The organism is Vibrio sp. E150_011, from assembly GCF_053544015.1.
In genome coordinates this window covers 387,524-403,148 of record NZ_JBHFOL010000002.1, presented here as the reverse complement: position 1 = coordinate 403,148, position 15,625 = coordinate 387,524, and the positions used below count along the sequence as shown (strand labels likewise).

The following is a 15,625-nucleotide window of genomic DNA, read 5'->3' as shown; positions in this document are numbered from 1 at the left end:
TCTGGCACGTAAGCTGCAGTTCCTAATTTGTCTAACCTATCACTGAGGCAACAATCATGGAATTACTCAAAGCAGAAGCCAACAATAACCAAACACTTCATGTACAACTATTTGGTGACTTTGATGCCAAAGGAAGCCGAGAAGCTCAGACAGAAATAGATCATATTATTCATAATGATGGACATCATGAAGTAGAAGTTGATCTCAAGCAGGTTCACTTTATGGATTCTTCGGGCATCGGTGCTATTGTTTATCTATATAAGCGTCTTGTTGAACGTGAACGCGTGATGCGAATCGAGAATGCAACAGGACAACCGCTACAAATCATGAAGTTATTACGGATTGGGCAAGCCATTCCGATCAACACACACATCAGCAACGAATACTTATAATAACAGCGTGAAACGTCATCACGTTGAGCTAGGGATGGTTATATGGATGTAATTTCTCGCCTAAAAGTGATCAGTGTCGTCATGCTTCTATCGGCATGTACCAGTTATCCTGATGAAGGAACCGGAGGCATCGCTGAACAATATGCAGGATCCGACTTTTCACCGGTCATGCCTGATGAACCACTAGGGCCAGAGCATGGACTCAGGTTCGACTGGAAGCTCAGTAAGCTGCATTTAGAAACGCTCATTCGAGAAGGCGCCAATTGGTGTTTCCCTGCTGCGGTACTGCAGGCTCAAGAAAAGCAAAATAGAATCGCGAGAGAATTAGAGGGCGGACTGTGGATTGACGCCGCCAACGATATCGTCATTCAACGCCAGAAACTGAATGACCTTGAACTTCGCCTTGATTACGTTCGCACACAATCCTCTTGCACGCCTCCCATGCAAGGGCAAGATTTCGATAACCTAATGGCTGTGGTTGAGGAAGTTTATGGGCTGCTCAATGTTGATAATCAATTTGCCTACGATTCAATTGAAGTCAACCCAAAGTACATGGGCCATTTAGCTGAAGCAACCAACATCCTAAAACAACACCCTACCATACGCTTGTCCGTCACCGGCCACGCTGACGCCACGGGTGGTGAAGAGTATAACGAACGTCTTGCATTAGGTCGGGCTAAACAAGTGAAACGTTACCTGTCTATTTTTGGCCTTAACCCCAATCGTGTTGACACTAAATCATTAGGTGACGAACTCCCGCTTTATGAAGGCGATTCAGAAGGGGTGAAGCTGACCAATCGTCGCGTGAGTATTGAAGTCCTCGCCGATGATGATAGCTCGTATAGTTCGGGAGGTTCTCAATGATGTTTAAATCTATACTGGCTCACATCTTGACCTTCTTGTGCCTAATTGGGCTGGTTGTTACCCCTAATGCACTTGCCGATGACAAGCAGGTTCAGGTGGGCGACCTCATACAAGTTGATCTGCCGGGGGAACCGACACTCAATCGCGGTTTTCAAGTCGATAAACGAGGTCGTATTACCCTACCCGAAGTCGGTGCTATCTTTGTGGCAGGTTATGATGAAACCCAGCTCGCCACTACTGTGAGCACAGCTCTTTCGCAAGCTTTTCGTGACACCAGCAATGCCCAGGTCTACATCGCTGAAAGACAGATTCTTGTTTCAGTACAAGGGTACGTAACCTCTCCTGGAGAATATACGTTGCCGTTTAATTCTAATGTTCAAATGGCACTTCACGCGGCAGGCGGGCTACGCTCTGGCGCCCAACTTAACAAGATGATATTGAAGCGTGGCGCAGAGCGACAAAATTTTGATTACAAACGTTTCTTGGATACGGGCGACAATGACAACTTACCGCAACTGCAGTCTTTAGACACATTGTTTGTCCCAGCGTCCCCTCTTGTTGGTAATATCGAACAAGAATTTGATCCCGCTAAACTGGCTGATGCAGGCGACAGTGCTGACGCAAGACGGGCTGTCAAAGTATTTGGCGAAGTCAACGCGCCCGGTTCGTTTTCCTACAAGCCCAACACAGACCTTGTTGATGTGTTGATGCGAGCCGGAGGAGTGACACGATACGCTGGCGTAGAGCAGATCAGAATTATCAGTAACAACACGCCGACATTGTTTAATTTAAAACGTTATTTGGATTCAGGGGACGTCTCCATGCTCCCTCCCCTTGAAGCCGGTGCGACTATTTTTGTTCCTCGCCAAGAGGAAGAAATAAAATCAGGCGCCAACACGGTCTATGTCATGGGCGAAGTGGCAAGCCCTGGGGCTTATGAAGGCAAGCGCGGCGCCACCTTTATGGATATTCTCGCCAACGCTGGCGGCCCCACTCGTTTTGCAGAATCACGACAAATTCGCGTTATCAAATCAACGGGAAAAGTAGTTAGATTTGATATGACCGCATTCACCGAGGGATTAAAGGGTGGCCAAGCACCGGATATCGGGCCTGGTGATGCTATTTTTGTTCCTGAAAAAACAGACATGAATGAAAAATCATGGCTGAAGATCGCGCCGGACCGCGCGGTGAACGTTATTGGCGAGGTGGTGAGACCGGGTCGTATCGAGTGGTCAGATGAAATGGACCTAATGGATTTGCTTGCCCACGTGGGTGGTCCAACGCTTCGTGCTGATACGACAAAAATTGAAATTGCAAACGGACGCAAGACAACAGTTTTCAATCTAGACACCTTTATAAAAAAAGGCGCACCACAATCAGAGCTCCCGTACATCACAGCCGGTACCCTTATACGTATCCATGACCTGCCACAAGACCCATCCGACAACAAATCTCAATGGGTTCGTCAAAGCTCAGACGCCTCGATTTATGTTTTCGGACAAGTGAACGCACCCGGACGTTATCGTTTCACCAATGAGATGCATTTTCTTGACATTTTATCGGCAGCCGATGGGCCTACCAAGGATGCTGACATTCATAATATCCGCGTCACTCACCGCGATAAAACGTACGCTAAAGTGAGTAAACTTAATTTATCTCTTTATTTTGAAACCGGTGATGAGACTATCCTACCGAGCGTGAGACCAGGCGATACCATTTACCTGCCAGAAAAAGACAAAAACTGGCTAGATACGCCTAAGGAAGAAACCATTCGTGTACTAGGCGCAGTCAACAACCCAGGTCGATACGCCTTTAATGACAACATGACCATTCTGGACATTTTAGCCGAAGCAGGTGGTCCAAGCGACAAAGCCTACATGGAAAAAATCAGTGTCGTCAATATGTCTTGCTGCCAAGGCCAAGCTCGCACCTTTGACTTAGTCTCTTTCAGTAAAACAGCCGACATTCGAAAACTGCCAGTCCTACGTGCAGGCGATACCATTTACATCCCAGATCGACGTGACAGCTTCGCCGAAAAAGCGCGAATCGGGCTTACTGATATCCTAAGACTAACAACCACTATCGTATTAATAGGAGCACTATGATGACGATTCCGTCTACGCATTCAGAAATTGAAGACATTTATCTTAGTGCTGAGCTGCATCAGTGCCGCTCATTATGTATCTCTGCGTGTAACGAGGCCGAGGGGACAACATCCATCGCTCAAGCCTTAACTGAACGATACCTCCTTGCGGGACACAAGACCTTGCTGGTCGATCTAAACCTCAATCATCCGACACTTTCTCCGCTGTCAATTGGGTCACAACAGGATGACCCTCTCAACGAGCAAGCTCATGGCTCTAGCACTTGGGTGCAACACAATGATTCACCAAAGGTTTTTCTTGGCGTCTCTGCCCCTAGTGACCCAGGAACGCGTTTAGCCTACAAAGATCCAAACTTTTTAAGGCAAGAAGTGGCGAATTGGCTTACCGAATTTGATCGAGTAATCATCGACACTTCTCCCATTCTTAACGTTAACAAAAATAATATCCCTGCATCTTGCGTTGCTAATGCTTGCGATGGCACATTCCTTGTTGTTTTAGGTGGTGTTACGCTCGTTAATCAGGTCTCAGATGCGGTGCGACGCCTTTCCCAAGGAGAGCACACCCAAATATTAGGGACCATTCTTAATTACCAACATCAACCTACGTTATCTGCAGAGATTTGTCGGGAATTAAACCGGCTACCTTGGCTACCTCAAAGCTTAATGACTCGTTTGAAGAACAAAGTTAACAACAGTTCGTTTTTGTCGCTGTCAATTTAGGTGTCGTTGAGATGAGTTTTTGTGTTATCGCTATTAGTTTCAGGTTGTTACCGATACTTTTCAATAACACCACCTTACTTTTCGTCTATGATTAATGCATAGGGATATACCAAGAAAAGCAAAGGATCTCGATATGACACCGAAAGTACTTCTGATTGAGGACTCATCGTCTTTGGCAGTACTCTACACACAGTTCTTAAAAGATGAGCCTTACGACGTCATACACGTTGCAACGGGCGGTGAAGCCAAAAGAGTCTTAGAGCGGACGTTACCTTCATTAGTGATTCTTGACCTGCAATTACCTGATATGCAAGGCGAAGTCATATTGGAATGGATTGCAGAACAGAATCTGCAAGTGCCCGTCATCATCGCGACAGCACATGGTAGTGTCGACATTGCCGTCAACCTTATCCAAAAGGGTGCCAAAGACTTTTTAGAAAAGCCGATTCGTGCTGACCGATTAAAAACCTCAATTCGCATCCACTTAAAGCAAGCAAAACTCGAAACGATGCTTGATGATATTCAACAACGAATGGATCGACAGCATTTTCATGGTTTTATTGGTGCTAGCCTTCCCATGCAAGGGGTATACAAAATTATCGATGCTGTTGCGAACACCAACGCCAGTGTGTTTGTCATCGGTGAAAGTGGCACCGGTAAAGAAGTGTGTGCGAATGCTATCCACAATGAAAGCGACAGAAGAGACAAGCCTTTTATCGCCATCAACTGTGGTGCCATACCCAAAGATCTTATGGAAAGTGAAGTATTTGGTCATATGAAAGGAGCATTCACAGGGGCAACCACCGATCGGAAAGGCGCAGCTTCTCTCGCTCATGGCGGGACCCTATTTCTCGATGAACTTTGCGAGATGGATTTAGAGATGCAGAAGAAACTACTTCGTTTTCTGCAAACTGGAACCTTTACTCCACTTGGTGGGACAAAGGAGCACCAGGTCGATACTCGAATTATTTGTGCCACCAACCGTGACCCATTACTCGAAGTCCAAGAGGGCCGCTTTCGAGAAGACCTTTACTACCGAGTGCATGTGGTACCGGTTCATATGCCGCCTTTGCGTGAACGTGGTGACGATATCGTGACCCTTGCCGAGCACTTTCTGTTGCAATATGCGAAACAAGATAAGAGAAGTTTCCAATCCATCACTCAAGATGCAAAGAGGTATTTCAAGAAGTATCAGTGGCCTGGCAACGTTAGGCAGCTGCAAAATATCATTAGAAATATAGTGGTACTTAACGATGATAAATCACTTGGCATTGAGCATTTACCAAAAGAAATCAAAGGAGCGTCAATCACTAAGCCACACCTCGTTCCCCAGCCTTCGACTTTCGTGGAGCCAACGACCCCGCCTCCTGTTAGCCAAAACGAAGCAACGCAAAGTGATGCCCAAGCGATGATTGATGTTTCCACAGACGTGTCAACCAACTCCGCGACTCAAAGCGATAACATACGGCCAATGTGGCAAATTGAACGAGAAACCATCCAACAAGCCATTGATTTTTGTGATGGCAATGTCCTAACTGCAGCAGTATTACTAGAACTAAGCCCATCCACCGTCTATCGAAAGAAACAAGCTTGGGAAGCGGAAGATCGTGCTTACTAATACTAAGTCCAACGCATCATGATTTGGCTAGTACTTGATAGTAGCGGGTTTGGTGGGATCGAAACCCATGTGGTTGAACTTGCCAAAGGGTTAATAAGCCACGGACAACAAGTGAACGTCGTGCTGCTCAGCGACTACGGGGAACGCTCCGCGGTCGTTGACAAGCTCGACCAAAATGATGTGCCCCACATGGTATTGAGTACCCATTACCCAGACCAACCTCAATGGTCGCACATTGGTTTGGCCATCAAAGCCGCGCAACTCGATGGCAATGGACCGACAACCATTCACTCTCACGGCTATAAAGCTAATATTCTCTGTCGACTCACGAAATTACGCCACCGCTCCTTCAAGATTACCTACGTCGCGTCTTTTCACGCAGGTGAAACACCAACTGGGCGTGTGAAAATATATGATTGGATTGATCGCTATACCTCCCTAATGAATCATGAGCGAATTGCCGTCAGTCAGCTCATTCTTAGCAAGCTCCCTTTGTCGTCGCGTGCACGGTTCATTAATAATTTCGTCCCTATCCCTGACGAAGATAACAGTAAAAAAGACAGTAATAAGACCCAAAACGTGTCCATAGGGTTTGTAGGGCGCTTGAGTGAAGAAAAAGACCCCCAACGTTTCTTATCTATCGCCAAGCACTGCCACTTCGCTCAATTTAATATCTATGGTGATGGGCCAATGCGAGAAGCCCTCATCAACCATGCCTCTAATAACGTCATTTTTCATGGTCAGCAGAGCCAAATGAATACCGTCTGGCCAACCATTGATATACTCCTGATAACCTCTCAATTCGAGGGATTACCGATGGCTGCACTCGAAGCCATGTCGCGAGGCATTCCCGTCATCAGTTTTCCTCTTGGTCAGCTGCCCGAGTTGATTACGACGGGTTCGAGTGGTTGGATTGTCGACACCTCTGAAGAGATGATACTTCAAGTAAATCATTGGATGACCTTATCTCAGCAGCAACGTCGTAGTATTTGCCAAGCCGCAAGAGAACGCATTAAACACGCCTATTCAACCGATGTTGTCGTACCTCAGTTTATCAGCTTGTATCAACGGCTAATCAAGTAAGCCCCTTCTTGATCGTTAGCCATCGTCCTTGCTCCCTTACTCAATGGTCGTCTCAATCTGATTCCTATATTGAGAACATTCTATCCATTGAACTTACCTATGTTCTAAAAAACCACTAACCCACTGTTATTATGGTGAAAATTTAATTGGCATTGTCTTTGCTCTCTTCCTTTATCAAATAAGCGAAGAATCAGAGGCAAGTATGAAAAATATTTTATACGTTCATTTTGGTGATAACTGGATTAGAGGAAGTGAGCAATGCTTACTTCAATTAATTAGCAGCTTAGACACCCAGCGCTTCTGCCCCATCGTTTGGACCAATAACCCAGCACTCCACGATAAACTTATCTCCAACGGCGTGTCCTCGTATCTTGATTCGTTCACTTTAATGATGGGCGGATACCAGCCTAACTTTGATGTAAAAAATTGGTTGTCGCTCGTATTGAAAGGAAGAACACTAATTCGTAACAACACTATCGATGCGATACACGTCAACAGCGGCGCACCATGCCAGTGGATGAATCTCGTTGCTAAGTTCACCAAAACACCGCTGGTCACACAGCTGCATTCCGATTACTTACTGAGTGACCGTTTCTGGTTAGCGATACACCTGTCACCAACGGTCGTCACCGTGAGTCATGCCATTTCAGAGAGTCTACTATCAGATGGATTCCCAAAACGAAGATTAGAGGTCATCCACAATGGCATCGCAAACCCCTCAGTCATAACCCATCAACCAAACTGGGTTAAAGATAGGCTCGGCATCAAACACTCAACCTTGTTGTTTGCTACGGTCGGTTCACTGATACATCGTAAGGGCATCGACAGGCTGCTCAATGCACTGGTCACGCTGAAGACAACACTCAACCCTCCGCACCTGCTCATTATTGGTGACGGTGAGCTTAATCAGGCGTTGCGATCTCTGGCTACGCACCTAAAGGTAGATAAGCAGGTCACGTTTGTTGGCGAGCAGGATAACGTGGCGGCTTGGTTACAAGGTGGTGTCGACGCGTTCATTAGCGGGGCGAGAGAAGAGGCTTTCGGGTTAGTAGTGGCAGAAGCGGGGCTCGCGCAATTGCCAATTATTGCACCAAACATTGGTGGTATCCCTGAATTTGTCACACACAATGTCAGTGCCTTGTTGTATGACAACGACCGTGAATTACTGGACTGTTGGCAGACTCTTATCGAGCAATATGACACATTGGCACCAAAGATTAGCCAACAAGCTCACAACTATGTCTCCAATAATCTGAGCATTGAAGCGAATACGCACGCACTACAACGTGTATATGACGTCATGATTTCCAATCAAAACAATCGCCAAACCTCTCTTTTCGCAGCGTTCAGACCATTAAAAACCTTAGCGCAACGTTATTGGACAGGAGTCATGCACAATGCTTAATCAAAACACATTATCTCGTCACATCGTTGTTTTTGACCCTATGCCATTTCATGGCGGCTCTAAAGTAGCAACTCAAAGTATTTTATCGCTTTGTGACGAACCGAATATGACCGTCAGCGTTATCACGGCTCATCCAAAAGGGTGGGAAAACACGGGTCTGCAGGGCCACATTTCCGTCAATATTCTCTCTATTCCGTTCGCTTCAGTGGTCTCTAAATTAAAAGGTCGCGCGTTCTATCTGTTGTTAGCCTACCGACTGTTCTGGTGCCTGATTTATCTCGCTTGGTTACCAAAAGTATCGCTTCTTGTTGGCTCGACACAGCCTGGTTCTGATATGCCTTTGTATTTTCTTAAACGCTGGTTTGGCTACCCCGTTTTACAATTTATTCACGGCCCCGTTGGAAACTCACGCTCTGTCGCTTGGTGTTTAAAGAACGCTGATAAAATCTATTATCTCGATAGTGCAGTAGAGTCGATTTTGATTGCGTTAAACTTGAGTCCCCAACCGAGTCAGCACAGCGACTTCGCCGCGCCTGGCGCTACAAAACCTCTCACATTAGAGGATATTAATGCGTCACGCTTTATCAATGGGTTGAGCGTGGCGCAATGGCCAAGGTTACGCAATCAAAGCCGTGCACGTGTATTTTGGGCCGCATCATTACTCAAATGGAAAAATTTAGATTTATTGACCGAAGCACTTTCTCGGCAGACACAGCCAATAAGCGGCGACGTTTGCTATATAAGACCCAGTAAGATGGTTGCACTGCAAGATCAATGTGTCGCGCCACAAAATACACCTAGAATCACCTGGCACCAACAGCCCAATAATCTTGATGAAATTCGAATGAACTCGAGTATCTTCGTCTCAACAAGTGTTAACGAACCATTTGGCTTATCGATATTAGAAGCAATGGCGGCAGGATTGTGTCCAGTTATACCGCACGACGGGGCTTATTGGGACAACCAACTCACCGACGGGGTAAACTGCATCAAATACACCGCCAATGACGCATCATCTCTGGCGAGCAAGCTCCAGTTTATCGCTCAACACCACTTAGCAAGAGAAAACATCAGTATTGCAGCTCTCGAGTACGCTCAGCACTACCAAGCCGATAATGTTTATCGTGATATCCTAACGTCGATCATGTCCTTGTCGAAGCCAGCCATGCTGCATGAGGCTTCCAATGAATAAATCATGGCATCAGTTTCTCACCTATGCACTAAGCATTGTTATCACTCGAGGTCTTTCTTTGATCATGCTGCCTTTTATCACGCGTTATCTAGCGCCTGAGCAAATAGGTAGATTAGAATTACTTGCCACCATCGGCGTGTTTATTGGTTTGTTTATCACCGTGTGCCTTCACGAGGCCCTGTATCGCTTCGCAGGACATTACCGTTCATTGATAAAACAATATGTCATCGCCAGTAAGCTGTTTACGTTGTCTTGTTTCGTCGCCATCATTATCACTATGATCGTCTTAGTGGCGTCGCTGTTCATCCCTAATGAGTCGCTACTGCCCATCACTCGCCAAGAACTTGTCCTTACCCTCATCACTGTGATGTTTACCGGGCCGTTGTCTATTGCCACCGCTTGGTTGCGAATGCAAGACAAAGCTCGCTTGTTCTTAGCCATCAGTTCAGCCGCGAGCCTTGTCCAAGTGTTATGGATTGTCGTTGCGCTTACCACACAAGCATCCGTTGCCGGTATCTTATGGGCGGCCCTCATTTCAACATTGATTCAAATCATCGCGCTGCAGTGGGTCAATCGACTCTCGCTCAGAACATCAAGTTTGAAATCGATACAGACTTACACATGGTACACCCTCCCTATCGTTGGCTCGGGTGTGGTTGCCTTTGGGTTAAGTGGGGCAGAAAAATGGATACTCGCTGCAAGCACATCATTACTTGAGTTAGGTTGGTATGCCATCGCGGCAAAGTTTGCGCTTGCCGCTTGCTTGTTAGTGCAACCATTTGGGATGTGGTGGATGCCAAAACGATTCAATGTCCTTAGAACAGCCGGAAATAGTCAAACGGTTAAAATCACCCAAGCCGGCCTTATTTATGTCTGTATCGTCACCACCTGCATGAGCTTCATCGCCCCTTTGTTTATTACCGCCGCGTTGCCAGACACCTACCACTCAGCAATTAACTATATTGTTCCAGTCCTCATTATTGCCTTGTTCAAAGAGCTGTCTGAAATCACCAATATTGGTATTCTTTATCGCAAGCAAACCAAACAATTGCTGGTGATTAATTCCGCATGCGCAGCCGCAGGTATCCTATTAGCAACCATTGCTAGTCAGTGGGGCATCATGGGTATTTTGACCACGTTATGTACTGTCGGGTTTGTTCGCTTTATTGCCGTTTATATCGTCAGCCAACGGCTATTGCGACTAGAATACAATGTATTACCTGTCGCGTTTATCATACTTTTAACCGTCGTCTTAATCTCATTATCAAGCCAAGTAACGCAAGTTGAATCACGCCTTGTGCTATCGTTGCTTGCCCCTATTTGTGTGCTATTGGTCACGCTCATATTGCAACGTCTCTCTCATATCAATTTCCCTTCCCTATATCTGAGGGAGCGCTAGATGTCAGTCACTCACCAAAGCACTACAGAGCATCACTGCACGCTGAGTATCGTGTTGACGCTGACCGTTGGTCTTATTTGGTATTTGGTCCCACACCCTATTCTCGCAGTGGTGATTAGCTTATTACCTATTGCTATTTTAGTGGTGTTGAGCCAAACATTTTGGCTTGTATTACTGTTTGTTGTGTTTTCTTTTTTTCGAATCCATGAAGTATTTCCAGCGCTCTACCCCCTTAGAATTCCGTTAATGCTCTCCGCTGGTGCACTTGCCGCGCTGCTCTGGCATACACTCATCAGCCGTCAGGTCACGCTATTTTGGCACCGCTGCTTTATTTGGCTATTCGCATTCTGGGGTATCGTCCTGATTGGAGTCCTCCTAGCAGCCAACCGTGACGTCGCGATGACCATGTTTAAAGGCACCTATTGGAAAATCATGATAATGACGTTGGCAATTGCATGGCTCATTACTTCGCCCAAGGAGCTGTCTAGATTTTCTGTTCTCATGATTATTTCGGGTTTTTTAGTTAGCTGTGTAGCATTGTTCAATTCTGTGAATGGGATTGGATTGGTGGAAGGTTCACGAGTCACAATTGGACGGGACTTCGGTTCAATGTTAGGTGACCCTAACGATTTAGCCTTGGTATTGATGTTTCCATTAGCATTTTCAGTGGCGATCGCCACAACCAACGGTATCAACAAAGGCTTTAGAACCCTATCTTTCATTACCTCGCTCCTATTAATGATGGCCGTCATTGCGACGCAAAGCCGTGGCGGTTTACTAGGCTCTCTGGCAGTATTGGGCGTTTATGCTTGGCGATTAATCCCGTCTAAAACTTTGCTTGTTTTTGTGGCTTCGACAGCCATGGTTGTACTCTATGCAGTAGCGGGTATTTCTAGTCGAGCATCCGGAGGAGCAGCAGAAGCTGGCATTGATGCATCAGCAATGGGGCGTCTGTACGCTTGGGAAGCCGCGTTTAAAATGGCACTCGACAATCCCATTTTCGGCGTCGGTTTGAACAACTTCTATTACAACTACTACTTCTACAGCCCGCATTGGGATGGCCTCAATCACGCGGTTCACAGTACATGGTTTGGTGTGTTAGCCGAGACCGGTTTTTTGGGGCTAGGACTGTTTATTATCTTTATCGTTTCTCTTGTTCGCTGTGCGACAAGTACACTTCGCAAACTCGACAGCACCACCTCGGCACCACCTTATTTAAAAGCCATGGCTATCGCGGTCTACAGCGGCTTAATCGGCACGATAATATCTGGTACCTTTTTGACACAAGGATTCAACTGGCCCATTTACATTCTGGCCGCTCTCACTATTGCGGTATCACAAATTGCTTCTCAATTTGAGAATCGCCCTCAGCAATAATAGAATTCAAACCCAAGCCATTGATTATTAGCCAATTATTTTATGGCTCAATTCTTGTAACCCTCTTAGTTAACTCAAACGCTTGATACTAAAAGGACGATCAGAATGAGTTTTGTCACAGCGCACAATTTAAAGTATTGGTTGAAGAATCATCCTAGTCCCTGGGGGCCGCGTCTTTTTGTCTTCTTAAAACAGTGTCGCAACGCAAGCTTACCTACGCCACGCTGGTTCAACAAAAGTCTCTATATTGTTTGTACATCTGCTCGAGATGCTTTTACAACGCTCACCCGAGTATTTGTCTATACCCCTGCGTTTAAAGGGCGTCTGCAACAGTGTGGGCAGGCTCTCTATCTATACGGTGGATTGCCATTCATCTCAGGACCGGTGAGCATCAGTGTGGGCAATCAATGTAGAATTTCTGGCCAGACAACATTCAGCGGGCGTTCGACTACCACACCCAGCGCTAGTGGCCCTCAACTGTTCATTGGTAACAATGTCGGCATCGGCTGGCAAGTGACGATGGCAATAGGGCAAACTATTGAGCTACAAGACAATGTACGTATCGCGGGTCGCTGCCAACTTTTTGGCTACTCTGGCCACCCACTGGACGCAGTCAAGCGAGCAAAAGGTGAACCCGATGAAGATCATCGTGTTGGCAGCATAGTTTTGGAGCAAGATGTTTGGTTAGGATCAGATGTCACGGTACAAACTGGAGTGCGCATTGGACAAGGTACCATTGTCGCCGCCGGCAGCGTTGTGACCCACGATTTACCGTCCTTTGTCATCGCCGCAGGCTCTCCGGCGAAAGTCATTAAATCTATCACTGCTGACACTGCGTCATCAGACACAGACGTCCTCTCTGTTATCCGTGAACAAAAGATTCACCAAGACCACGATGTTGAGAATAACGAGCAGGAGAATACCCATGAATGATCTCATCGTTTTTGGCGAAGACTACGGGGCTCTGCCTTCTAGCACGCAACATCTCATCAGCCGCATCGCGAATACAAGACAAGTGCTTTGGGTCAATTCCATAGGCTTACGCCAGCCTCGCTTCAACAAAGCAGACTTAACACGAGTGGGCCAAAAATTACTTGGTCGGGGAAAGTCTGCACAGGTTGGCATGCAATCTTCGGACATCCCATCTTCGATTCAAGTGATCAACGTGCGAACTATTCCGGCTCCTAGTTCGAAGTTTGGGCGCATAGTAGCAGCGGTACTCACTCGTGCTCAAATAAAGCCATGGATACGAAAACTCAACCTTAATGCCCCCATTTTATGGACATCCCTTCCAACAGTCGCGGATCTTTGCGGCACCCTTGGAGAGTCAAGTGTGGTGTATTATTGTGGCGATGACTTTTCGGCACTCGCTGGCGTAGACCACCACACGGTTCGCGAGCATGAAAGACGCCTTGTTGAACAAGCTGATATGATTCTCACGGCCAGTGAGAAGCTACAACACAAATTTCCCGCAGATAAACAGCGCCTATTAACACATGGGGTTGACTGCCAATTATTTTCTTCCCCAAGCATACGAGCGAACGATCTTCCTGATGGCGACCGACCTATCGCTGGTTTTTATGGCAGCCTTTCTAGTTGGCTCGATTATGAGCTTCTTAACCAAGTTATCGTCGAAATGCCTGATTGGGATTTCGTCTTCATCGGGCCAAATGAAATGAAGTCGAACCCTCTCATAAAGGCAGATAACGTCTTTGTCCTTGGAGCTAGACCTCACTCTGAATTGCCTAGTTATAGTCAACACTGGACGGTTAGCTTGTTACCGTTTTTAAATAATTCCCAGATAAAAGCCTGCAATCCTTTAAAACTAAAAGAATACCTAGCCGCACGACGCCCCATTGTCACTACAGAGTTTCCAGCGCTCGACCCTTATCGTACTCACATCAATATTGTAGAAGACAAAACATCGTTGATTTCGACACTCAGACAACTTGAGGCACACCCTGACCTGTTGCCAGAAGGGATTGTTGATAACGAAAGTTGGGACAACCGAGTCGTAACATTAGAACGTTACTTGGAGTCGCTATGAATGAACTAAAATTTCGCCTTTTAATTATTTTCAGTGCAGCTTGGCGACGCCGATACGCCATTGTCATTCCTATCTTACTGATGCCAATTATTGCGTTTGCCATCAGCGGTGTTGCTCCACTTAAATATAAAGCGCATACCAGTATGTTGATTCAAGAAACGGCAAAAATGAACCCTTTCCTTGAAGATTTGGCCGTCTCAACCATGCTAAAAGACCGCATCACGGCTCTGAAAACATTGCTAAATAGTCGTCATGTATTGAGATCCGTGGCATTTGACCTTGGACTAATCAATGACAATATGCGTCCCGACGATATCGAACGTATCATCAGCAAGATCGCCGTTAGCTTGAAGGTGACGCAATTAAGCAAAGACTTTATCAAAATTGAGCACACCGCTGACCGCCCTGACGGCATGGAAGCGTTACTCGAATCGGTCAGTGTCCACTTCATTGAAGAGCTTCTCGCTCCGGAACGATCATCCATCCGTGATTCCAGTGAGTTCCTTGCTATTCACATCGACAAACGGAAAAAAGAGCTCAACGAAGCCGAGCTCGCGTTAGCGGACTATTATAATCGTTTCTCATCATCAACACCTGAAATGCAAAACGAAAACCTTAGTCGCCTTGCTTCCCTAAGGCAGACTCTGGCTGAAAAGGAAGCGGAACTTTCAGGGGTCGAGAAAAGCCTGGGTACACTCGATCAACAGCTCTCTAAAACCAACCCGATAGTCGGGCGAATCGAAGAACAAATCATTGAAACACGCAGTGCACTTACCTTACTTAAAGCCAAATACACCAGCAATCATAGTGCCGTTCAGGCTAAAAATCGCGAACTGCAACGTTTAGAACAAGAAAGAACGTTACTTCTCAATTCCGAACAGTCTTCTTTGGACAGCGAACAACTATGGGGAATTGCTAGTGCGTCATCAGGTAACGACAGGACTAACTTGCAACCTCTATTAATTACGCAGTTACACAGCTTGCAGCTCGTTCGGGGAAAATACGAATCGCTCAAACAGGAAACGGCGAGCCTAACAACGATGATTGACGATCTCACGTCAACCTCACAAACCTACGGGAGCAATGCGAAGCAACTACTAGAGCTCACCCGAGACGTAGGATTGAAACGCCAGCTTTATGATGAATTAGTACAGCGGTATGAGATGGCTCAGTTGACTGGATCACTCAGTGTCTTCGAACAAAACAAACGGGTAAAGATCATCGACAGGCCATTTACCCCCAGCGTACCCACTAACCTGCCCACGTTCTTCTTTATCTTAGCAGGAATAATCGGCGGGATTGCGTTAGGGGTTGGAACTGCCATTTTATTAGAGCTGTTTGATACCACTATCAGAACCAAGCAACAACTAAAACAAGTGTCGGGACTTTCTATTGTTACCGCCATACCGAAATGTAACTAACTT

At 46.3% G+C, this 15,625-nt stretch carries 12 protein-coding genes and 1 pseudogene; all 13 read left to right on the top strand.

The annotated features are described in order from the left end of the window. Nucleotides 1–56 precede the first annotated feature (56 nt). The gene (locus tag ACE1OE_RS04995) at nucleotides 57–392 is read left to right on the top strand and encodes an STAS domain-containing protein (RefSeq protein WP_372060493.1); all 336 of its coding nucleotides are present in this window, start codon (nucleotides 57–59) and stop codon (nucleotides 390–392) included. 42 nt (nucleotides 393–434) lie between these two features. Beyond that, nucleotides 435–1,256 carry an OmpA family protein gene (locus ACE1OE_RS04990; protein ID WP_449210333.1) on the top strand — a complete coding sequence of 274 codons (822 nt, stop codon included), beginning with the start codon at nucleotides 435–437 and terminating at the stop codon, nucleotides 1,254–1,256. Between the two features lie 86 nt (nucleotides 1,257–1,342). Continuing rightward, nucleotides 1,343–3,361, top strand: a pseudogene (locus tag ACE1OE_RS04985) (SLBB domain-containing protein); the annotation flags it as partial. Beyond that, complete coding sequence (locus ACE1OE_RS04980) at nucleotides 3,358–4,080, top strand: chromosome partitioning protein ParA (RefSeq protein WP_372060496.1); 723 nt, start codon at nucleotides 3,358–3,360, stop codon at nucleotides 4,078–4,080. The pseudogene ACE1OE_RS04985 and the gene ACE1OE_RS04980, both read left to right, overlap by 4 nt. Before the next feature lie 133 nt (nucleotides 4,081–4,213). Then, nucleotides 4,214–5,698, top strand: coding sequence for a sigma-54-dependent transcriptional regulator (locus ACE1OE_RS04975; protein ID WP_449210332.1), 1,485 nt, complete (start codon nucleotides 4,214–4,216; stop codon nucleotides 5,696–5,698). Between the two features lie 18 nt (nucleotides 5,699–5,716). After that, on the top strand, nucleotides 5,717–6,781 hold the full coding sequence (locus tag ACE1OE_RS04970) for a glycosyltransferase family 4 protein (RefSeq protein ID WP_449210331.1): 1,065 nt from the start codon (nucleotides 5,717–5,719) through the stop codon (nucleotides 6,779–6,781). Between the two features lie 202 nt (nucleotides 6,782–6,983). Beyond that, entirely contained in the window at nucleotides 6,984–8,186 is a 1,203-nt protein-coding gene (locus ACE1OE_RS04965; RefSeq protein WP_449210330.1) for a glycosyltransferase, read from the top strand. Then, entirely contained in the window at nucleotides 8,179–9,378 is a 1,200-nt protein-coding gene (locus ACE1OE_RS04960; protein WP_449210329.1) for a glycosyltransferase family 4 protein, read from the top strand. The genes ACE1OE_RS04965 and ACE1OE_RS04960 overlap by 8 nt, the downstream gene beginning before the upstream one ends. After that, nucleotides 9,371–10,777 carry a lipopolysaccharide biosynthesis protein gene (locus ACE1OE_RS04955; RefSeq protein ID WP_449210328.1) on the top strand — a complete coding sequence of 469 codons (1,407 nt, stop codon included), beginning with the start codon at nucleotides 9,371–9,373 and terminating at the stop codon, nucleotides 10,775–10,777. The genes ACE1OE_RS04960 and ACE1OE_RS04955 overlap by 8 nt, the downstream gene beginning before the upstream one ends. Further along, on the top strand, nucleotides 10,778–12,154 hold the full coding sequence (locus ACE1OE_RS04950) for an O-antigen ligase family protein (RefSeq protein WP_372060502.1): 1,377 nt from the start codon (nucleotides 10,778–10,780) through the stop codon (nucleotides 12,152–12,154). Between the two features lie 105 nt (nucleotides 12,155–12,259). Continuing rightward, on the top strand, nucleotides 12,260–13,087 hold the full coding sequence (locus ACE1OE_RS04945; protein WP_449210327.1) for an acyltransferase: 828 nt from the start codon (nucleotides 12,260–12,262) through the stop codon (nucleotides 13,085–13,087). Next, a complete protein-coding gene (locus ACE1OE_RS04940) occupies nucleotides 13,080–14,201 on the top strand; it encodes a glycosyltransferase (protein WP_449210326.1) in 1,122 nt (373 codons plus the stop codon). The genes ACE1OE_RS04945 and ACE1OE_RS04940 overlap by 8 nt, the downstream gene beginning before the upstream one ends. Next, complete coding sequence (locus ACE1OE_RS04935) at nucleotides 14,198–15,622, top strand: GumC family protein (protein ID WP_449210325.1); 1,425 nt, start codon at nucleotides 14,198–14,200, stop codon at nucleotides 15,620–15,622. The genes ACE1OE_RS04940 and ACE1OE_RS04935 overlap by 4 nt, the downstream gene beginning before the upstream one ends. Nucleotides 15,623–15,625: the final 3 nt, after the last annotated feature.